Origin of the sequence: Paenibacillus lactis (assembly GCF_017873605.1) — a bacterium.
Taxonomy (GTDB): domain Bacteria; phylum Bacillota; class Bacilli; order Paenibacillales; family Paenibacillaceae; genus Paenibacillus_AQ; species Paenibacillus_AQ lactis.
In genome coordinates, this window is sequence record NZ_JAGGKI010000017.1 from 64,616 (window position 1) to 85,318 (window position 20,703).

21 protein-coding genes are annotated in these 20,703 nt (G+C 49.7%); 20 read left to right on the forward strand and 1 reads right to left on the reverse strand.

The annotated features are described in order from the left end of the window. Positions 1-56: 56 nt before the first annotated feature. From J2Z18_RS24110 to J2Z18_RS24175, 14 genes are all read left to right on the forward strand, one after another. Positions 57-341, forward strand: coding sequence for a hypothetical protein (locus tag J2Z18_RS24110; RefSeq protein WP_007130982.1), 285 nt, complete (start codon positions 57-59; stop codon positions 339-341). 49 nt (positions 342-390) lie between these two features. Beyond that, positions 391-1,341 carry a DUF3991 domain-containing protein gene (locus tag J2Z18_RS24115; RefSeq protein WP_007130981.1) on the forward strand — a complete coding sequence of 317 codons (951 nt, stop codon included), beginning with the start codon at positions 391-393 and terminating at the stop codon, positions 1,339-1,341. 164 nt (positions 1,342-1,505) lie between these two features. Next, a complete protein-coding gene (locus tag J2Z18_RS24120) occupies positions 1,506-1,796 on the forward strand; it encodes a type II toxin-antitoxin system Phd/YefM family antitoxin (protein ID WP_007130980.1) in 291 nt (96 codons plus the stop codon). Continuing rightward, positions 1,774-2,091, forward strand: coding sequence for a type II toxin-antitoxin system RelE/ParE family toxin (locus tag J2Z18_RS24125; RefSeq protein ID WP_007130979.1), 318 nt, complete (start codon positions 1,774-1,776; stop codon positions 2,089-2,091). Before J2Z18_RS24120 ends, J2Z18_RS24125 begins: the two co-directional genes overlap by 23 nt. A gap of 269 nt (positions 2,092-2,360) precedes the next feature. Continuing rightward, complete coding sequence (locus tag J2Z18_RS24130) at positions 2,361-2,717, forward strand: plasmid mobilization protein (RefSeq protein ID WP_040739004.1); 357 nt, start codon at positions 2,361-2,363, stop codon at positions 2,715-2,717. A 14-nt stretch (positions 2,718-2,731) separates the two neighbouring features. Next, positions 2,732-4,141, forward strand: a complete 1,410-nt coding sequence (locus tag J2Z18_RS24135; RefSeq protein ID WP_007130977.1) for a relaxase/mobilization nuclease domain-containing protein — start codon at positions 2,732-2,734, stop codon at positions 4,139-4,141. Next, the gene (locus J2Z18_RS24140; protein WP_040739002.1) at positions 4,050-4,925 is read left to right on the forward strand and encodes a PcfB family protein; all 876 of its coding nucleotides are present in this window, start codon (positions 4,050-4,052) and stop codon (positions 4,923-4,925) included. Before J2Z18_RS24135 ends, J2Z18_RS24140 begins: the two co-directional genes overlap by 92 nt. Continuing rightward, entirely contained in the window at positions 4,922-5,827 is a 906-nt protein-coding gene (locus J2Z18_RS24145) for a hypothetical protein (protein WP_007130975.1), read from the forward strand. The genes J2Z18_RS24140 and J2Z18_RS24145 overlap by 4 nt, the downstream gene beginning before the upstream one ends. Positions 5,828-5,848: 21 nt before the next feature. Next, positions 5,849-6,040, forward strand: a complete 192-nt coding sequence (locus tag J2Z18_RS24150) for a hypothetical protein (protein WP_007130974.1) — start codon at positions 5,849-5,851, stop codon at positions 6,038-6,040. Positions 6,041-6,140: 100 nt separating this feature from the next. Further along, positions 6,141-6,842, forward strand: a complete 702-nt coding sequence (locus J2Z18_RS24155; RefSeq protein WP_244152735.1) for a type IV secretory system conjugative DNA transfer family protein — start codon at positions 6,141-6,143, stop codon at positions 6,840-6,842. A gap of 98 nt (positions 6,843-6,940) precedes the next feature. Continuing rightward, entirely contained in the window at positions 6,941-7,708 is a 768-nt protein-coding gene (locus tag J2Z18_RS24160; RefSeq protein ID WP_007130972.1) for an ABC transporter ATP-binding protein, read from the forward strand. 203 nt (positions 7,709-7,911) lie between these two features. Further along, positions 7,912-10,887: an FtsX-like permease family protein gene (locus tag J2Z18_RS24165; protein WP_312889671.1), complete on the forward strand. Its 2,976-nt coding sequence runs from the start codon at positions 7,912-7,914 to the stop codon at positions 10,885-10,887. A gap of 1,138 nt (positions 10,888-12,025) precedes the next feature. Further along, entirely contained in the window at positions 12,026-12,967 is a 942-nt protein-coding gene (locus J2Z18_RS24170; RefSeq protein WP_007130970.1) for a VanZ family protein, read from the forward strand. A 131-nt stretch (positions 12,968-13,098) separates the two neighbouring features. Further along, positions 13,099-13,581, forward strand: coding sequence for a hypothetical protein (locus tag J2Z18_RS24175; protein ID WP_100085245.1), 483 nt, complete (start codon positions 13,099-13,101; stop codon positions 13,579-13,581). A gap of 132 nt (positions 13,582-13,713) precedes the next feature. On the opposite strand, the gene J2Z18_RS31065 is transcribed toward J2Z18_RS24175, so the two are convergent. Continuing rightward, a complete protein-coding gene (locus J2Z18_RS31065) occupies positions 13,714-14,061 on the reverse strand; it encodes a helix-turn-helix domain-containing protein (protein WP_083832637.1) in 348 nt (115 codons plus the stop codon). A 96-nt stretch (positions 14,062-14,157) separates the two neighbouring features. Here J2Z18_RS31065 and J2Z18_RS24185 point away from each other — a divergent pair, with 96 nt between their 5' ends. The 6 genes from J2Z18_RS24185 to J2Z18_RS24210 all read left to right on the forward strand — a co-directional run bounded on the left by J2Z18_RS24185 (position 14,158) and on the right by J2Z18_RS24210 (position 20,672). After that, complete coding sequence (locus J2Z18_RS24185; protein ID WP_074048690.1) at positions 14,158-14,610, forward strand: site-specific integrase; 453 nt, start codon at positions 14,158-14,160, stop codon at positions 14,608-14,610. Positions 14,611-14,730: 120 nt separating this feature from the next. Further along, entirely contained in the window at positions 14,731-15,846 is a 1,116-nt protein-coding gene (locus tag J2Z18_RS24190) for an ABC transporter substrate-binding protein (protein ID WP_244152733.1), read from the forward strand. Then, positions 15,836-16,837: a FecCD family ABC transporter permease gene (locus tag J2Z18_RS24195; RefSeq protein WP_100085244.1), complete on the forward strand. Its 1,002-nt coding sequence runs from the start codon at positions 15,836-15,838 to the stop codon at positions 16,835-16,837. The genes J2Z18_RS24190 and J2Z18_RS24195 overlap by 11 nt, the downstream gene beginning before the upstream one ends. Next, positions 16,834-17,661, forward strand: a complete 828-nt coding sequence (locus J2Z18_RS24200) for an ABC transporter ATP-binding protein (protein WP_007130966.1) — start codon at positions 16,834-16,836, stop codon at positions 17,659-17,661. Before J2Z18_RS24195 ends, J2Z18_RS24200 begins: the two co-directional genes overlap by 4 nt. A gap of 85 nt (positions 17,662-17,746) precedes the next feature. Next, the gene (locus tag J2Z18_RS24205; RefSeq protein WP_007130965.1) at positions 17,747-18,685 is read left to right on the forward strand and encodes a magnesium chelatase ATPase subunit I; all 939 of its coding nucleotides are present in this window, start codon (positions 17,747-17,749) and stop codon (positions 18,683-18,685) included. Beyond that, the gene (locus tag J2Z18_RS24210; RefSeq protein ID WP_083832636.1) at positions 18,621-20,672 is read left to right on the forward strand and encodes a VWA domain-containing protein; all 2,052 of its coding nucleotides are present in this window, start codon (positions 18,621-18,623) and stop codon (positions 20,670-20,672) included. Before J2Z18_RS24205 ends, J2Z18_RS24210 begins: the two co-directional genes overlap by 65 nt. The last annotated feature ends 31 nt before the right edge of the window (positions 20,673-20,703 follow it).

Here is a 20,703-nt window from a genome sequence, read left to right on the forward strand (position 1 = left end):
CATGACGAATGGGACTCCGGTTTTGGGGTCCTTTTCTCGTTTCCGGAGGAATGAACATGTTGTATGCCAGCCCAAGCGGCGGATGCTTTTGTCCGATTTTGCCGCCTTTTGGTTACGGAACCAGCTTGATCAAGGAGGGAGAAACCGTGCCATCGTTGGAGTTGATATCCAAAGAGAAAAACGGATTTGGCGACACGTATTATTACATCCGCGACTCAAACGGGGTGACCAGTCAAGTTCATGAAGGCGATTTAGACGCATTCATGAACAAGAAAGGCGTTACGAAGTTGAAGGAAGGCAGAGCTTATACGTACCCCAAAAAGAGGGGTAAGGCACGATGAACCATAACCCCATCGGACGCTGCCTGGATTTCCAAAAGGAGCTGCGGCAATGAGCTATGTAAACAAGGAACAGATCGAACGTGCCAAAAGACTGGACCTGCTCACATATTTGCAAATGTACGAGCCGGCAGAACTGGTCCGATGCTCCCGCAATGTCTACACCACCCGGACACACGACAGCTTGAAAATTTCCAACGGTAAATGGTACTGGTGGTCAAGGGGGATCGGCGGGCGCTCGGCGCTGGACTATTTGATCAAAGTGCGGGGCATGTCTTTTCCCGATGCGGTGCTGCAAATGGAAGGCGTTCATCCAGGCAGCGCACCTGCATTTTCGCAATCTTTGCAACAACGCTCATCTCCAGCGCGGTTTGAACTTCCTGAACCGAATCGTACATCGCATCGCGTCATGGCCTATCTCAGCAAACGTGGTATCCATCGCACGTTGATCGACTACTGTCTCGAAACGGGGCGTTTGTATGAAAGCCGCCGCTATCACAACGCGGTATTCGTCGGTTTCGACCAGCAAGGAACGCCGCGCTATGCGGCGATACGCGGTACGACAAGCACTCGTTATATGGGGGAAGCCGCTGGCAGCGACAAGCGGTATTCGTTTTCCATTCCGGCCTCGGGAAACTGTACGGAACTGCATCTGTTTGAGAGCGCTATTGATCTCTTATCCTACTGTACGCTGGAACATCTCGCTGGCCGGGATTGGCGGCAGGCGCATAAGCTGTCGCTGGCCGGAATATACAGGCCCAGGACAAATGGGGAGGACTCTACTCCCCCGTCTGCCCTAACGCATTACTTGCAGTGCTTTCCCCAGGTGAATCGACTTGTCCTGCACCTGGACAATGATGAGCCGGGGCGATTGGCGGCAGCCACGATACAGAGGCTCCTCTCCCCCGCCCTTCTCATATCCGATGAGCCGCCTAAGTTCGGAAAGGATGTAAACAACGATTTGATGGAATTCCGAAGAAGACGCGGTGAACCATCCCGATAGCGGTAGACGCTGAACGGTTGGCGTCTTTTCTTTCTGGGCTACGGAAAATTTTCACATCATGTGGATAAGATGTGAATATATGGGGATAAGTGCAGCCGCATTGATTGTATAGCATGTAATAGGTATAATAAAATCAATATACAGCTATGCAAGGAGTGACCAAGATGATTATCAAACCTTCCGCCAGTATCCGGCAAAACTATAATGAAATCGCCGATCTATGCAAAACATCCGGGGAACCGGTTTATCTGACCAAGAACGGTGAAGGCGATCTTGTCGTAATGGACATTGATACGTTTTCCCGTCGCGAGAAGATGTTAAAGCTGCGTGAAGAACTGCTCGCTGTGCAAGAAGATCGTTTGGCGGGCCGTGTTGGCGTGACGCCGGATGAACTGGACGCTTACCTGGAGGGCATTATTGACGAGGTGCAGCATGGAAAAGATGCCCCGTTATAAGATCATCGTCTCCGATCGCGCCCGCCAAATGCTGGCGACTCATGTGCGATTTCTTGCGGAGAAAAGTCCGGATGCCGCGCGAAAAACGAAAAACGAATTACTGCAAGCGATACGTTCCTTGGCGCGAATGCCGGAGCGCTATCCTTTTCTGGAAGCGGAATTTATCCCGTCAAACAAGTATCACAAGATGTTCGTGGAAAAATGGTATCTGGTGTTATATCAAATTCAGGATGAAATCGTGTATGTCGATTACATTGTAGACTGCCGTCAGGATTATCGCTGGTTGGTGAGATAACAAAAAAGTTCGAAGGAAGGCGCTGAGCGGATCGGCGTCTTTTTTGTGTTTTTTGGGTCCCTCTCTTTTTCCTGGCAGGTGCTTTTGAAGGCAACGCGAGACGACTGTCTCGTGTTGTAGCAAGCACTGAATTTGGATATCCAAATTCGCTTGTTAGGGGCATAGCCCCTAAGACCCCGTTCGCACGATGCTATTGCCTCGATGCTCGAATTGTCCCGCGGCGATGAGATTTTCTGTCGGTAGCTCATTTTCGGAAAGGGGTGATGCTAATGAGGAAACGACCAATCTCTTTTCTGGTTCGCTTAAATGAAAGCGAGCATGCTCGCCTTATGAGAGAAGTGAAAAAAACGGGACTTTCTCGGGAAGCGTACATTCGGGCACTGATCAATGGGTATACTCCCAAACCGCTACCGCCCCTGGATTATTTCGCGATGATGCGTGAACTAAACGCTATTGGGAATAACCTGAATCAACTCACTGTGAAGGCCCATACGACTGGACATCTAGAACGGGCTGCATTTCAGGTGGAAGCCGACCGCTTGCGCCGCGCAGTCCAGCAGATTCAACAGTCTGTAACCGAACCGGAACGAAGACCACCAGTGAATCCAAATGTGCATCCGCCGTAAGGGGGGAATTTCGCGTGGCAACGACCGCAATCTGGGGTGTGACCGACAGGCTTAAGCGGGTGCTGGATTACGCCGCAAATCCTGACAAGACAGCAGAACGTAGCGAAGGCGGAGGTTTGGAGCAGGTACTCGTATATACACAGGCGGATGCCAAGACGGAGAAGCAACTATATGTCAGCGGTGTCAACTGCGATCCGTCAACGGCTTATGAGCAGATGCAGCGGACGAAGCGGCAGTTTTTTAAGACGGACGGCATATTGGCCTTTCACGCCTATCAAGCGTTTGCGCCGGGGGAGACAACGCCGCAAATCGCCCATACCATCGGTGTTAAACTGGCACAGGAGTTGTGGGGGGAGCGCTTTGAAGTCGTCATATCGACCCATTTGGATAAACAGCATGTGCACAATCACTTTGTGTTAAACTCGGTTTCCTTTGTGGATGGGAAACGGTATTACGACAACAAAGCTTCCTATGCCCTGCTGAGACAGACATCCGACCGGCTTTGCCAGGAACATCACTTGTCGGTGATCGAGCATCCCGAATCGGGCAAAGCCAAGCATTATGGAGAATGGAAAGCGGAACGTGAGCGAAAGCCAACATGGAGAGGGCTAATCCGGCAGGACATCGATCAGGCTATTGCATCTTCCATGACGATGACACAGTTTTTTGCCCATTTACAAAAGCAAGGTTATGAGCTAAAAACGGCGGTTAAACATATGGCGATACGGCCGCCTGGAAAGACACGCTTTGTCCGTTTGCGCAGTCTAGGCGATGGCTATACCGAGGAAGCGATCAAGCAGCGAATATTGCGAAACCGAATACCTGAACGGGAAAGGCCATCCCATGTCCGCAGACGACGTGCCATGTGTAAGAGCCATGTTCGGTCTGGTCGCAAATTGCGCGGCTTGCAAGCTTTATATATCCGCTACTTGTTTGAAATGGGTGTGCTTCCTAGAAAACGAAAGCCTGTCAAAAAGCCATCCTTTAGACTTCGGGAGGATTTGAGACACTTGTCGGTATTGATGGAGCAAACCAAGCTGCTATGCAAGTATCGCCTCACCCATCAAGAGGAGCTTCTCGCTTTCCGTGACAGGTTGGAGGAACAGATCCAATCCCTGCACCTGAAGCGCAAGTCGTTGTACAACCGAATTCGCCGCTGCAAGGATGCTGGCCAGCGAGAACAATACAAAACGCAAATTGCTGTTTGTTCTAAACGGCTTGCCTCGCTTCGAAAGGAGGTGAAGCTGGTTCAAGGCATTTTGGAGCGATCAGGAGAATTACGAGAGACGTTAAACAGAAGTGGCGCACAGGATCGAAAGGAGGAAATTTTCGATGAGTACCGAAACGGAAGCCGCCAATCAGGTTGTCAACATGAGCTTGAAAAGCATCGAAGTCATGGCCAAGATTTCCGGCGAAGGCGCTAAGCATTTGGCGGTATATTTGTTTGCGGCCTTGCAAGGACAAAAACGAACAAAGGGCAGCATCCGGTTGGAGAGTTTGCTGCGCAGTGGGAAAGAATTAAAGGTATTTGCGGTCAAGAACGAAGACCTGGCAACCTTCTGCAAGGAAGCCAAGCGGTATGGCGTGTTGTACTGTGCTTTGCGCGACAAAAAGAACGTGGACGGGATGTGCGATGTGATGGTCCGGGCGGAGGATGCGTCCAAAATCAATCGGATCGTGGAGCGTTTCCACTTGGCCACTGTGGATACCGCCAAAATTAAGAGTGAAATTGAAAAATCCAATGGAATGTCCGAAGCTCCTGCTGTGGAACAAGGACATGAACCAGGTCACGAGCAAGTTCAGGAACAAGAGCTGTCGAAGGAAATCGCAGAAGAAAGGAATACGGACGACTTGTTGGATGAATTGATGGGAAAGTCCGAACTGCCGGAGCCGACTCCATCGGAGGACGACCATTCAACAGCGGAGAAGGAACCGGCGGAAACGTCCCATCCGTCCGAGAATACCTTCGAGCGCAACGAGGTTACCGCAAGGGATACTGATCCACCTTCTCGTCAAGAGCCGGAGCGAGTGTCCGTCCGTCAATTATTGCGGGAAATACGCGAAGAGAACCGGCAGCAAAGGATATGGGAGAAAGACAGACAGCCGCGGGAACAAGCGGAACCGTTGCCGTCTCGAAAGGAGCGGATAGCCGCCGATAAACAACAAGCCAACAAAGCAAAAGGACGAAAGCGAGGGAAAGCCAAATGAGCGAACTGGATGATTTATTCCGACAGGATGCTGCGGCTTCCTCTTCTTTCCGTACAACCGAACCATCCTTCGATAAAGAAGCATGGGTGCAAAAGAAACAGGAGCTGCGGCAATGGACATATGATACGATTGATGCCACCACCTTGTCGGTGATGCAGAACGGTGAGGCGTTCCAGCAATATTTGGATGTCCAGAGCCGCTTTGACCGCTATAGCGTGGCCAATGCGTTGCTGATTCTGGCGCAGCGGCCAAACGCGACTCGCATTGCCGATTTTGACACATGGAAGGAACAAGGGGTATTCATTCGTCGAAAGGAAACAGGGTTTTACATTCTGGAACCGGGCGAAACCTATCAAAAGCAGGATGGCAGCACCGGTATCAGCTACAATCCGAAAAAGATGTTTGATATTGCGCAAACGACCGCCGCGTTGAAACGGGAAGAACCGGCATTCCCGGATGATCGCGCCCGTATTAAAGCGTTAATTGACCTCGCCCCTGTTCCGATTGGCATTGGTGATGCGTTGCCATCGGTAAAGCACGCGTTCTATCAGCCAGATACAAAAAACATTACCATTCGTCGCGGGCTTGAGGCCGGCGATATTTTTCGAGCGCTTGCCCAAGAACTGACACATGCTGAACTGGATCGTGGCGATGGACGGTACAACCGCTCAGATAACGAGTTTGTTGCCTACTCCGCTTCTTATATGTTGTGCAGGCAATTTGGTGTTGCAACCGACACCTTCCGCTTTGATCGAGCGCCGGAGAAGTGGAACGGGTTGGAACCGCAGCAAGTTCGTGCCGAGTTGACGCTCATGAAGGAAGCTTTTCAACAAACATCCCAGAGAATGAACCGGAACCTGTCACAACAGCGCCAGCCTAAACGATACGATCCGGTTCGCTAAGTTTTGTCTGGAGGGAGTGCTATGAAAAAACAGGAACGAATCTTGTCTTTGAATCATTATGAGCACGGGATAGTCGTCCATGCGCTGAATGCGTTACGAAATGACTTAATCGGTGAGAAACGACCGACGGATGCCGTGGATGATTTATTGTTAAAAATGATTGATGCCCCACTTCTAAATAAAAAGCGCTGGAGGCATTATGAAACGCGATGAAGCCGCAAGGAGTAATTTGATACTCTTTGCGGCTTTTTTTATTCCCGTCATCTGGTTGGCACTGTTGGTTGCTCCCGCATGGTCAGAAGGATTGCCGAGTATGTTGGTCCATCTCAGCACGGCGATGCGCCAGCCGCTTAACATAGAGTGGGTGGACGATACGCCCCGCTGCTTGTTGATTTTTGCGCTGATCTATGGGCTTTGCGCTGGGGTTTATTTGGCGACACCACGGAATTATCGTCGGCGGGAAGAGCACGGCAGCGCCCGCTGGGGCCGAGCGAAAACCGTCAATGCCAAGTATCGAGACAGACGGACGGAACAAAACAAAATTTTGACGCAGCGGGTCAAAATCGGTCTGGATGGCCGCAAGCATCGCCGGAACCTGAACGTGTTGGTTGTCGGCGGCTCCGGCGCGGGCAAAACACGGTTCTATGCTAAGCCGAATGTGATGCAAGCCTCGACCTCTTATGTCGTTCTGGACCCAAAGGGGGAAATATTGCGGGACACCGGTCATCTGCTTAAAGCCAAAGGCTATGACATCAAAGTGCTGGACCTGATTCACCCGCATCGTTCGCATGGCTATAACCCGTTTGTCTATTTGCAGGACGACAAGGATGTCTTGAAATTGGTCACGGATTCGTATCCCCACTTCCCGACGGTCTCGCCGATTAACCCCCGAATAGTCGGGTCGTCTTCTACGATCATTATCTTCATCTTCATTCCATACGCCTCCATATCCTTAATCCTATTATATCTTAATTCGGCTAACACTACTGCAACTAGTACCGTGACAAAAATGTAAGCTCGCCAGTAGAAAAACGTAAGTTCAGCGTAAGGATAACTAGTCACCGGCATGGTACGATGGAAATTGAAAAAGGGAAAGCAGGGAGGAAAGATACAGTGGAAACGGTTATTGAAATAAAAGCGTTAACGAAAAGTTATGGGAATAAAGGGAACGTCGTGCCGGTGCTTCACGGGATCGATATGTGCATAGGCGAAGGAGAATTTGTCGGCATTATGGGGCCATCGGGCTCCGGGAAGACAACACTGCTTCATATGGCCGCCACCATCGATGAACCGACCTCCGGCAGCATCGTGATCGACGGGGAAAACGTTCTTCAAATGAACGAGGCGCAGTTATCGGCTTTTCGGCGATCCAAGCTAGGATTCATTTTTCAAGACTATAATTTGCTGGATACGTTGACGGTCAAGGAAAACATTCTGCTCCCCCTCGCGTTGTCCGGTATATCGGTCGACGAATTGGAGAACAGAGTGTCTGCCATTGCGGAACGATTTAACATCAAGCATATTCTAGAAAAATACCCTTACCAAATCTCCGGAGGTCAGAAACAGCGAACTGCTGCCTGCCGTGCCATTGTGACGCGTCCGCGACTGATTCTGGCCGACGAACCGACGGGAGCGCTGGATTCTAAAGCTGCGGCCAGCCTGCTAGAGGCGCTAAATGAACTGAACGAACAAGAGCATGCGACCATTCTGATGGTGACTCATGATGCATTAGCGGCAAGCTACTGCAGTCGAGTTCTCTTTCTAAAAGACGGTGTCATTTTTGCCGAGATCGTCAAAGGAACGACACCGCGACAAGCATTCTTTAAAAAGATACTGGATGTGTTGACGGTGCTTGGAGGGCGTACGGATGACGTTATTTGAGTTGGCCAAGAAAAATAAAAGGTAATCTTCGCAACTATTTCATATATTTATTTTCCATGTTCGCAAGCGTCGCCATATTTTATGTCTTTGCTTCACTACAATATAGTACGCAGGTAGTCGAGGCTGTCGAATCTTCAGATAGCATGCAATCTGTGTTCATGGTTGGATCAATCATCCTGGTATTGTTTGTATCCGTCTTTATGATGTACTCTGGCCAATTTTTTACCCACAAACGAAAAAAAGAAGTCGGGCTATATGCTTTATTAGGTTTTCCAAAAAAAACAATCGGCCGGATGCTGTTCTATGAAAATATGACAATTGGAGCCGGCGTCCTGGTTCTCGGCATTGTGGCCGGTACGCTATTGTCGAAGCTGTTTGCCATGATTTTAATGCGCTTATTGGGAGTAGCTGTCGATGTCGGAATCACGTTCTCCCTTCCTGCGGTGCTTACCACTGTGGTTATATTTCTTATACTAATTACAATAACTTCTATACAAGCTTATCGATTGGTCTATCGATTCAAGCTTATCGAATTGTTCCGCGCAGAGCAGGAAGGGGAGCAGGAACCGAGGGCGTCGATCGTTCCCGCTGCCGCCGCGGTCGCGTTGCTCATCGTCGGCTACGGATTTGGACTTCGGAATTTTGAAAATAATGAACAGATCTTTACGAACCTGGGCGTCATGACCGTCGGCATCATCGCAGGAACTTTTTTGCTTTTTTCATCGCTCGTTATTTACCTGCTGAAATACGCCAAGAGGCGGAAGTCCCATTATTACAAGGGCATGAACCTAATCATGATTTCCAACCTGGTGTACCGAATGAAAGGGAATGCACGCACGCTAAGCGTCATTACCATCTTGTCCGCAATCGCACTATGCGCCTTCAGTTTCGGTTTCAGCACTTACTACGCTTACGAGCACACGGCACGTGTAACGGCACCTTTTAGTTACATGCATATTGCGCAGGATGACGAAGTCGATCAAAAGGTCGAGGAGATCATACGTGGCGACGATGCGCATCCCGTGAAAGCCAAGATGTCGATTCCGGTCATTCATCTGAGCGGCGAAGCGTCAAGCGACGATATCTTGTCTGATCGTGAGCGCAAGGCAGCCGAGCATCCGGTGAAAGTGATAGCGGCTAGCACATATAATCGTGTAGCGGATGCGCTGAGTCTTGACCGGTTAACGTTGAACGAATCTGACCATGCGATCGCTATTCGCCCCATGTATACGGATTACGAATGGGCGGATTATGCAGGAGAAACCATCACCCTGGATTTGCCTAATGGGAACGTTAATTTAGCATTTGCAGGCATGACGCTTGAACGTGTTCTCAATTGGCATTATCCGGATATTATGGTCGTCGTTGCGGACGATACATTTCGCAAGCTGGAAGCGCAAGTTCCTACCAAGCAATATGTTGGTTACATCGTTGAGGACCAGAAGAATACGAAAGAGACTGCCGATGCGCTTGCAGCTATACAGACATCAGAAATGAAGCTGTCGACCTATTATTCCGTGTATCGCCTCGGCATCGAGAATGCGGCTTTCAATGTTTTCATTCTAGGGTTTTTGGGTGTGATGTTCCTTCTAGCAACGGGAAGTATCCTATACTTTAAACAGTTGACGGAGGCGACGAACGATCGTTCTCGCTATGAGATATTGAAAAAAATCGGCGTGAGCCACAAGGAAATCGCCGCTACGATCCTGAAACAGAACGCACTGATCTTCTTGTTGCCGCTGTTGGTCGGCCTCGGTCATTATTTGATTATCTTTAACTGGCTGCGGAAGCTCTTCGGAGGAATGGGTGGTATAAATCTCCTGCTTCCAATATTGGTTTGCGTTGGATTGTTTATGGTGATCTATATGACATATTACATGATCACAGTAAATTCTATCATAAAGTTTATTAACGGGGAGTCTGCTCGTAAGGTTAGGTTCGCCATGTTCGCCTCAGCAGCCGTAATGGTTGCGGCCGTTAGCCTGTTCATCTTGGCGGAACCGCCAGTACAATACGACGAACCGCATACCGGTGAACGGATTCACATCACGTTACCTGAGCCGACTGGCGAGATGCCAGTGGGCGTGACGGAGCTCCACTTGACAGATATCGACCGAGCCGATCCTTGGGTAAAGGATCGAAAGCGGGAGCTTATGATCAGCATCTGGTACCCGGCCACCCGGGAGGTTGGCCAGAAAGCCAAATATATACCGCCAAACGCAGCTGCATTTTACGACGAAACCGTCATGCCGACAATCGGAGTAGAGCCCGGCCGAATCGATCTATCCAACATCGGCGTTCATGCTTCGCTGAACGCACCCGCAGAGCACGGAGAGAAGGGCTGGCCTGTCATCATATATTCTCCGGGCGGATCTGTTCCGAGAAGTCTAGGTACGATTAACGTTCAGGAATTGGCCAGTAATGGCTATGTCGTTGTGACCATTGACCATACATATGAGACAACGGTCGTCGAGTTTCCCGAAGGGAGAATAGAGACCGAGCAATTGCCTGATTTCGGGGCGGATACGGTACTGAAAATGATGAGCGTCAGGGTTGATGATGTCCGGTTTGTACTGGATCGACTGGAGGCGCTCAAGGAAGGGAACAATCCGGATCATGCGAAACGTGAGCTGCCTGAAGGGTTGGACCTTGCACTGGACTTATCTAGAATCGGCATTTTTGGTCATTCTGCTGGCGGCGCAACGGCTGCCCAAGCGATGTATGAAGATGAGCGAATCGGCGCCGGTATCGATATGGATGGCTCGATGGGCTATTTACCCAACCACCTGCTTCCGGTTGCTCAGCATGGACTTGACCGCCCGTTTTTACTAATGAATGCTGGTTTTACCGACGAGGGAGAGGTGGATCCCCATCTCACGGCGGAGGATAGGGCATCGTTCTGGAACGAGTCGAGCGGGTGGAAACTAGATGTAGCGATACCGAACGGGGCGCATTATACGTTCACCGATCAACAATATCTGCTGCCGCAAATAAGCAGTAAGCTGAGCCTTTCTCCTCAAGTCGTCCAGGGGAGTGTTGGAATCGTCGAGCCGGAACAGGCGCTTGCGGCACAACGCGATTACATTACCGCGTTTTTCGACATGCATCTGAAAGGGGTGTCGCAGCCCCTGTTAGAGTCATCAAAATCTCCTTATGCGAATGTGGAGGTGTTGGAATAACGGTCATAACTGAACCATCTAGAGGAAAAGTTGTAAAATCAAGCACTACGGGTTACTACTCTAATTTTAAGGGGCTGTCTCAAAGTCATAAATGACTAGGGACAGATCCCTCTTTTATAATCTTGCAGTTGTCGGGAGGGGGAACGAGTTCTGGTCGCTCTTGAACGTCGTGTTCTTGGAAAAGGTTAGAAGAGTACAACACGACGTTCAAAGGGCGGACGTAAACTCCTTCACCCATACCCACTCCCTCGCCCTTTTGTAACCTGAATGAGCCGCCTGCAGTCATTAAGCCCATGCGCGCTTCACTTCTGCGCGAGAGCATACAAAAAAATGAAAGCTTGTATGAAGTACAAATGCGTTACTACCGATGTGCAGACTTGAAGGTTGCCCACTTAAGGAGCGTTGCAGCAAAGCGCAAGCGAATCGCGAGATTAAAGTGAGAAATGACTTATCTTGGCTAAAAGGCAAAAGCACGTGAAGAACTTCAGAGCGAGGAAGGTCGTGAACTTTCCGTCCGGCGCATGATCGAGGTGGAAAAGTGTAATTCGGTGAAATGAAGAACAACCGGGGATTCCGGCGTTTCTTGCTTCAAAATTTGCGGAAGTAAGCCAAGAGGTCGGATCAGACTTACCAAGAATACTAGAAGTTAATGGCCGCCCTGCTGGATGAAGCAAAAGCGAATAACACAATAAATCTGGAACATGATTTGCGAAGACCGACCGATCACATTCATGACTCGCCAAATACTTCAGAAACTAATCGCTGGGTGAAGATATTGCCTTGAATTCTACATGCCTTGCGATGCTTAGCTCTTGTGTGTAATGCGGACGTCTATAAGTCGGATCACCGGTTCAAACCCTGCATCAAGTAGGCATGAGCGGCGTGTATCATGCAGGGGAGCGGAAGTTTCCATTGTTCCGACCGATTGTTCCAATGATTTTGTTGTGATAAACGTATGAGACATATCATGTTCTCCTCTGCGTGGAGTGGTTGGTCAGAGAGTCAAGGGTGTCTCTTTTTACATTTCATAGAACTGAATTTGGGCAAGTAAAGTTAATCAAGCTAAGGGGTGGGGGTTTCATGAAACAGGCAAGTAGGTTATAGTGACAAGTGGAAAAATAGAGTGGAGGAGTTAAGCATGGTCAAACAACGCAAAATTTTACTAACCGCAACTATTGTCTATACCATTATTGTACTTTATTTTATGTTCTTCGCTTTCGGCAGAGGAGAGGCTTCGGAGCAAATTTCCAGCTACACCTTTATTTTCATGCCGGAGAACTTTATTAGTTTGCCGTCTCCAGCTGATCTCCTGCATCCCAACCTAATGAGTATGGTGGCTTTCGGGAACACTATTGCGTTTATTCCTTTCGGTATATTGATTCCATGGCTATACCGGGTCAGCTTTGTCCGGTTCATCATCTTATTCTTCATCGCGATTCTTGTGCTGGAAACGATCCAGGCCCTTACATTCCTGGGCAGCTTCGATATCAACGACGCTCTTCAGAATTCGATTGGAGCAGCCCTCGGTTTTGGGGCGTACAAGCTTGGTTTCCGTTACCGGAGCCTCGGGCGCAATCTGGTGGCAACGGCTATATCGGGTATGGTTCTTTTTATAGCTTTATGGGGATTAGGGGCGGCGGTAGACAAAATAACAACTAAAGTAGAGGGTCCGTTTGTGGCGATCACTGAATGGACGGACAACTCGGGCAATTCATCCACCGGAGGAGACAAACCGGACAGTATTCAAATCAACGGACAGAAGATACCGCTCCGCTATAACCTATATGGCGCTGAAGGCGGAGATTCCAGAACGTTCACGTACAAGTCTGAGGGACAGACGATTTTCTCCTTCGATTACGGATGCCCCGAACCAACGGATTATTCCGGTAGTATCAGTGTTACTTGGGATGACAGGGAGATCATGAGCAATTCTGGAGAACTTCAGCGTACTCATCCTGATCTGTTCCCTTCGCTATTCAAGATTCCGCTTGAGCCGGGGGATGAGCTGAAGATCACGATTAAGGGCGACATGAAAGCATGGGATGTCGGGTATACGCGGATGCAGTATCTCTGGAACTAAGTGCTTAAAGGGATTTCGCCGCCATTTTATCATGAATAACACCTAGCGCTTGGGTTTTCAAGCGCTTTTTTTACTTTTGAGATCGGGATTTTCAGAAACCTGGTTATAACCTAGGCTGGTTGGTTGTCCAATTGGGTATTTTAAAGGAGCTGAAGGTCTGGAGAACGATCGGCTCCTCCGCTTACCGAGTATATCGCTATGAAGGGAAGCTCAATCTCTTGGAAAATGCCGCCCTGCTCCTATGTTGGAAAGAGGGAGATGGCTTTGAATCTAAGCTGATGAAGGCCTTTCTGAGCATGGATATTTCACTGAGCAATGAAGAGATTCTATGCTATTACAGCAAACGTTGGGACATTGAAACGTATTTTCGAACTGCGAAAGTACAACCGGCCATGGATCGTTACCAGGTTCGATCTACTCAGGCGATTGATCGTTACTTGACCCTGCTCATGTTTTCTACGTTATATTACCAGTATGACAGCCAAGGAAGTTTAAACGATGGGTTACATCACTACCGTATCCAGAAAAAGCACGACATGATTGAATATATTTACAACCAAGCCAAAAGTGAGGCAACATTAGACCAAATTAAAACATGGCTAAGCGTTGCATAGGGATACTGTCAGCTCTTAAAACTTACAAATTATTGAAGCGATTATTGGCAGGTACAGTTAAAGAAACTACAAGAGCGAAATCCCGTGTAAAAAAGAAAACGCTCTTTTTGTGTTAATGGCGATAAAAAATGGCTATTCAGACCTCGCTGCGGCATCTATTGATTTGAAAATCTCCGTTGTTATCTTATGGATCATCTTTACATCTTCGCTCTTCTTCCCTAATAGAAATTGATAGTGGACCTCAAGGACAGTTCTGGTCCCAAATTCCTGAGAATCTGGATCGATTTCTCGAAAATCTAAAAGATTTCCTGGCTTTATGTTAAGAGCGTCCATGATTTTTTCCAATGAATCAATGGCTAAATTTCTTTTTCCAAGTTCAACTTCGGTTAAATATGAGGTTTGTTGCCCTGTTATTTGGCTTAATTGAAGTAAGGTCAGATTTTTTTTATTACGTATGCTACGAATTTTTTCACAGATCAGTTTTTTTTAAATCAGACATCGATTTACAACCTCCCTGCTTATCCTAAGGGTAAGTGTTTCAATCGAAAAAATACATAACATTATAAGTTAAATATATTGACTCAATTGGGACTGCGTATTAGTGAGTTGATCACTATTTATAGCGCCTCAATCAAGCAAGTAGGCGGCGATACGATGCTAATTTATTCAACTGGAAAGTTGAGTCCCGAACCAGTAGAGGTTTCAAAGCCAGCGAATCAACTAGTAGTATACGCATTGGATAAAATCAAAGAATATGCAGTGCCGTTACAAAAGGAATCAGGGCTTCCATATTTGTTCCTGTCAAGAAATAGAAGCAAAAAAGGCTACCCGGTTGGATTGGCTTCGCATTCAAATTGGAATAAGAATCATTTGCGACCATGGATTAAACAGCATAATATCCGAGATAAGAACAACGAATTAATTGATTTTACTAGCCATACATTCCGTCATGTATTTGCAAGCTACGCATTAAAGGGTGGGGCATCGATAGAGGTGGCGTTACAGCATATTTGCCATCCTCCCACCTAAACCTTGTGGAACCTTTGTAACCGTCAAGTCCTTTTGATTTTCAAAAAATTAATAGTAAACATTACGAAGTAGTTGACATATAAAAGTAGGCGCTGTTACAATATGCATGAGTTAATCGTAATGATTACGATTAATATTATTTTGAGTGAAGTGTTGTATGAATCAAAAGACAGGAGGTTCAAAGTGATGCATGCATACAAGCGGCAAAATTTACTTCGCCAATGGAGCGGAGGACTGCTAGCAGGAGTTATGTTCGTATCCGGTTGTGCAGCGCCGTCCAATCCTGCGAGCGACAATAATCGTGATGCATTGGAGTTATCGCCGTCAGCGGAGTCTAGACCTGTATCTGTTCATGATGCGGAGGAAAGGGAGTCGTTTCTCACGTTCGAAGACGACACTGGAAGGGAGATTCGGCTGCCTGAGCAACCACAGCGCATCATCGTCCTATCGCCGCAGCTATTGGATTTGCTTTATTCGGTTGACGGTCACGCCATTGCCCACGCCACATCACCGGGTGGAACGGTGCCGGATGAGGCGGAGCGAATCGAAGAAGTCGGGGGAATGACGACCGTCAATACGGAGAAGCTACTTGCTTTAAAGCCTGATCTCGTGATCGGCTCTGTGGTGTTTCACCGTGAGTTAACGGCGATTTTGGATGCGAGTAACGTGCCGTTCGCCCTGTTCAATCTGAGTACATATGCAGATTTGCAACAAAAAGCGGTGTTGTTCGGTCAGCTCTCTGGGACGGAAAACAAAGCTAGGGAAGCACTTGCCGATTTGGATCAGGAAATTCGTGAATGGACTGCCCGGGTACCGGCCAGTGATGCACCAACTTTCATCATGCTGAACGTGACCCCTAACAGCCTTTCTGTGCAGCGGCAAGATACCGTCGGAATCGAGGTCGCAACTATGCTGCATATGAACAATTTGGCGGAAACATGGGAAGCAGCAAGCGACAGTCCGTCGACTGCACCATTTAGTCTGGAAAAAATCGTCGAGCTAAATCCGGATTATGTTTTTATTCTGATCCACGGGGCGCGAGAAGATGGGGAGAAGAAAATTCAATCCGATCTGGCCAGCCAACCTGCATGGACATCGCTGCGTGCGGTGAAGGAAAACCGTATGGTCATCTTGCCGTCTGATCGGTTTCTCTCAAACCCGGGATTTCGATTAAGTGAATCGGTCGAATATTTGGCTAAACTTGTTTATCCGAATACATATGAGAATGGTCATTAATGCTTTCCGTGTTCCGATGTCCAAAGGCGTTCTAGTCATTGTCGCTTTGACGGCTGCGGTAATCCTCGCTACTGGATTCAGCATCGGTACCGGAGCAGTCCGCATTTCTTTGTCAGAGATTTGGTTATATGTCTTTCACGGTTATGACGGTCCAATGAAGGAAATTGTGTGGAACATTCGGCTGCCTCGCACGTTAGTGGGCACGCTCGTTGGAGCTAATCTGGCACTGTCCGGTGCACTCTTGCAAGGCGTGATGCGGAACTCGCTGGCAGATCCGCACATCATCGGCGTGTCATCTGGAGCAGGATTATTCGGCATCATCGTTCTCATTTTATTTCCACATCTATGGTCGATGCTGACACCTATCGCTTTTCTTGGCGCTTCCGGAGCTGCCGCCATCATTTATTTGCTTGCCTGGAAGGACGGTGTACAGCCGGTGCGCCTAATACTTGCAGGCGTGGCCGTGTCCGCCTTTCTCGGCTCTGGCATCTCCGCATTGTTAATTTTCTTCAGCGATCGGGTGAACGGTGCCCTCGTGTTTATGGTTGGCGGCTTGTCCGCCAAAAGCTGGCCAGAGCTTGAAATCATTCTCCCTTATTCGCTCATTGGCATGAGCCTGGCGTTCATTGGCAGCTCGCATTTGAATATACTTGCCCTTGGCGATTCCAATGCACGCGGCCTCGGCTTGTCGGTGGAAGCAGCTCGCTTCTTCCTGACGGCGCTCGCTACCTTGCTTGCCGCAAGCGCGGTCAGCGTCGTCGGCCTGCTCGGCTTCGTCGGTCTGATCGTTCCGCATTCAGCCCGCTTGCTGATCGGCAGTGATTATCGGTTCTTACTTCCTGCATCCGTGCTGCTTGGAGCGGCCGTTGTGACATTTTGCGATACACTCGCCCGCTTGATGTTTGCTCCTTTGGAGCTGCCGGTCGGCATTATGATGGGAGCTTTGGGGGCGCCGTTCTTTCTATATTTGCTAAGGAGGGAAGCGAGATGACGTTGTTACGCTTGGAAGACGTGTCCGTGAGGCTTCACAACCGTACGGTGCTGGATTCGCTGAATTGGCAGGTGGAGGTCGGAAAAATTTACAGCATTATCGGTCCGAATGGCAGCGGCAAAAGCACCTTGCTCAAAACTTGCGCCGGTCAATTAAAGCCTGCGCAAGGAAAGGTGCTCTTGCAAGGCAGACTGCTCGACAGCTATCCCCGTCGGCAGTTGGCACGGCATATGGCAATGCTTCAGCAAAGTCAAGCATCTCTGCCGGACGTGTCCGTGCGTTCGCTGGTCAGTTACGGACGTTTTCCTCATCAGCCTGTATGGGGCGCAAAGCGCAAGGAAGACGAGAAGATTGTCGAATGGGCCATGGCTCAGACCGGAACGCTACCCTTCGCGGAGCGAAAGCTGTCTAACTTATCCGGCGGAGAACGGCAACGCGTATGGATTGCCATGACCTTGGCACAGCAATCGGGGCTAATCTTATTAGATGAACCGACGACCTATCTCGATGTCAATCACCAGTGGGAGGTTATGGAGCTAGTCCACGATCTGAATCGCAAATATAGCATTACGATCGTCATGGTCCTGCACGATCTCAACCATGCTGCAGCTTGCTCCGATGAATTGTTGGTGATGCGAGCTGGCGAAATGTATGCCAGCGGACCGCCGGAGCAAGTCATCACCGATCGCATGCTGCGCGATGTGTTCGGTGTGAGAGGGAGCGTAGGAAGGGATGATCGAAGCGGTCGCATGCATTGCCATATCGAAGGGCTGCTTGAAGCGGTGGATTTCTCAGCTCAACCCGCAATCGCGGCAGTCAAATAACGAATGTCTTGATTTCGTGTATATGTGCAGATTTTGCCTTGTTCAGTTCACTTAATAGAAAACATTTACAAAGGAGAGGATCAACATGGAGGGGAAAGCAGACGTATATCCATTCGCGGCAATCGTCGGACAGGACTTGATGCGCAAAGGGCTGCTGCTTAATCTTGTCAATCGGAAGCTCGGCGGCATCTTGATCCGCGGGGAGAAAGGCACAGCCAAATCGACGGCCGTACGCGCAATCGCGGACTTAATGCCGGAGCTGAGCGTCGTGAATTTGCCCGTATATGCTACGGAGGATCGCGTCGTCGGCACATTGGATATCGAGCATGCGATTCGAGAAGGAGAGAAAAAGTTCGAGCCGGGACTGTTAGCGAAGGCGCATGGACATATTTTGTACGTGGATGAAATCAATCTACTCGATGATGCGATCGTCGATGCGCTGCTCGACGCAGCAGCCATGGGGGTGAACACCGTTGAGCGAGAAGGCGTCTCCTACTCGCATCCGAGCCGCTTTATCTTGATCGGTACGATGAACCCGGAGGAAGGGGAGCTGCGGCCGCAGCTGCTGGATCGCTTCGCGCTTTCAGTAGAGGTGAATGGGGAACGAGATGTGGAGAGCCGAATGGAGGTCATTCGCCGGCGCCTAGCATTCGAAGCAGATCCAGACGAATTCCGAAGACGTTATGAGCCGCAACAACTAGAGCTTCGGGAACGGATAGAACGAGCGCGTCAGCTGCTCGAGCAGATCAAACCGTCCGAGGAGTTACTGAAATGGACCGCCGCAGTCGGCATTCGGCTGAAGGTAGACGGACATCGTGCGGATATCATGTTAATGAAAACCGCCATGGCGATGGCTGCATTCCAGGGAAGAACGCAGATCGTGGCAGACGATATGGTAGAAGCGGCGATGATGGTGATGCCGCATCGCATGCGCAAGCGGCCGTTCGAAGAGGGAGCATATGACCACGAGACGATACGCGAGCTGCTCGGCGACCTTCTGTCCGAGGTCACCCATGCAAGTTAAGCCTCACTTGTATCCGTTCTGTGCTGTAGTCGGTCAAGAACGTGCGCAAAAGGCGCTGCTGCTTCATGCTGTAAATCCGGGATTAAAGGGGGTGCTGCTGGCAGGCCCACCAGGAACGGCGAAGTCCACGCTCATCCATGGTGTTACAGAGCTTCTGCCGGAACTTAACGTCATTAACATTCCTTTGAACGTGGATGAGGAACGGCTTTGGGGCGACTGGGATATGGCAGCTGCTGTCCGCAGCGGCAAACGAACGTTTGTACCCGGCTTGCTTGCAGCTGCGGATGGGCACATCGTCACGGTAGACAATGCGCATATCATGCCCGAAAGGTTAATGAAAGCGGTCCTGACTGCTGGCGACAATGTGGCGGGCGAGCCCGCGCATGGGCATGTCCGCAAGAGCTCTGAGCGAAGAAGTGGCCTTGACAGTGCAGCATTCTGCTTGTTCGCAGCTATGAGTCCGGACGATAGGAAGCCGCTGCCGGCGATGTTTGATCGCTGCGGGCTATATGTGCGACTGGAAACCTCGGCGGACCTTGCGGAGCGAACGGAAATCGCAAGCCGCTTGCTCGCCTTCGAACAAGATCCTGAGTCGTTTCGCCTAGCTTATGAATCGGAAACGAAGGAATTGAGAGCACGTATCGCAGCGGCTAGGACTCGGCTGCCTGCTGTACATATTGATGGAGAGCTGCTACGTTTGGCTGCCGAAATCGCTGAGGAAGCTGGCTGTCTGGGACACCGCGCGGACATCCTGCTGATCGAAGCGGTCCGTACGATCACAGCTTGGGAGGGTCTTAGCGAGACGACACAGGAACATCTGCAAGAAGCGGCGGGCTTTGTGCTGCCGCACCGGATGCGTGCAGCATCTCAACCGGAAGTGTCGCGAGGGAAGTCGCCTGGAGACTTGCCGGATCAAGAGCAAACGAAGCATGATTCGAATGGCGATCATCCATCACCAGGATCGCATCGCGATAAGGAAAGCCAAAGAGAAAGCCAAGCGGAAGGAGAGAATAATGCGACAAACGGCGAGCAAGTTGACCGGTCACAATTCGCTTCGCCTGCACAACTTGGGGGCGACCACAACGGCGAAGCCGATAGTAGACAATCTCTTTCCTCAGAGGCGCGGGCTGTAGTGGAAGCCGTTGGACGGGAAATCGCTGTGCAGCCATTCGTCTTTACCTCGCCGCATCCAATGAAACAAGCGCAAACTGGGAAACGAAATCAAGCGTCAGTAGGAACGGTAAACGGTCGATATGTGCGGGCTGCGATGCCACGCGGCCCTCTAAGAGACATTGCGTTTGATGCCACGCTTCGTATGGCGGCTCCCTTTCAGCGGATACGTAAGCAACAATCAAGTTCATATAACACGAACTTAAAGCTATGGATTGAGCCGAGTGATGTGCGTGTGAAGGTTAGGGAAAACAAGACAGGAACTGCTTTGCTATTCGTCGTCGATGCCAGCGGTTCGATGAATGCAAATAAGAGAATGAAGGCTGTCAAAGGTGCGGTATTGTCTTTACTTCGTGATGCGTACCGGCAGCGTGACCATGTGGGCTTGATTGCCTTTCGCGATCAACAAGCTGAATTGCTGCTCGGGTTGACACGCAGTGTAGAGCTCGCGGAACGCAAATTGAGGACGCTGCCAGCTGGCGGGAAAACTCCGCTAGGTATTGGACTGGAAAAGGGACTTATGGCGATCCGCCCTTTGTTAAATAGAAGAAGTGGACTCATCCCCGCGATGATCGTCATGACCGATGGAAAGGCGAACGTCAGCGCAGAAGCGGCAGGTGATCCATGGCAGGAAAGCCTGCAAGCTGCACAACGCATCGCAGCGGCTGGCATACGCACACTTGTGATCGATACGGAGGATGGTGTAGTACGATTCGGCTATGCCCGCAAGCTGGCGGAAGCGATGCAAGCGCGGTATTACCGGTTAGAACAATTGGAGGCTGGGAGTATCGAACGAGCTGTACGGACGTTGATCTAAAAATAATGATTTATGGATTACGGAAAGGAGG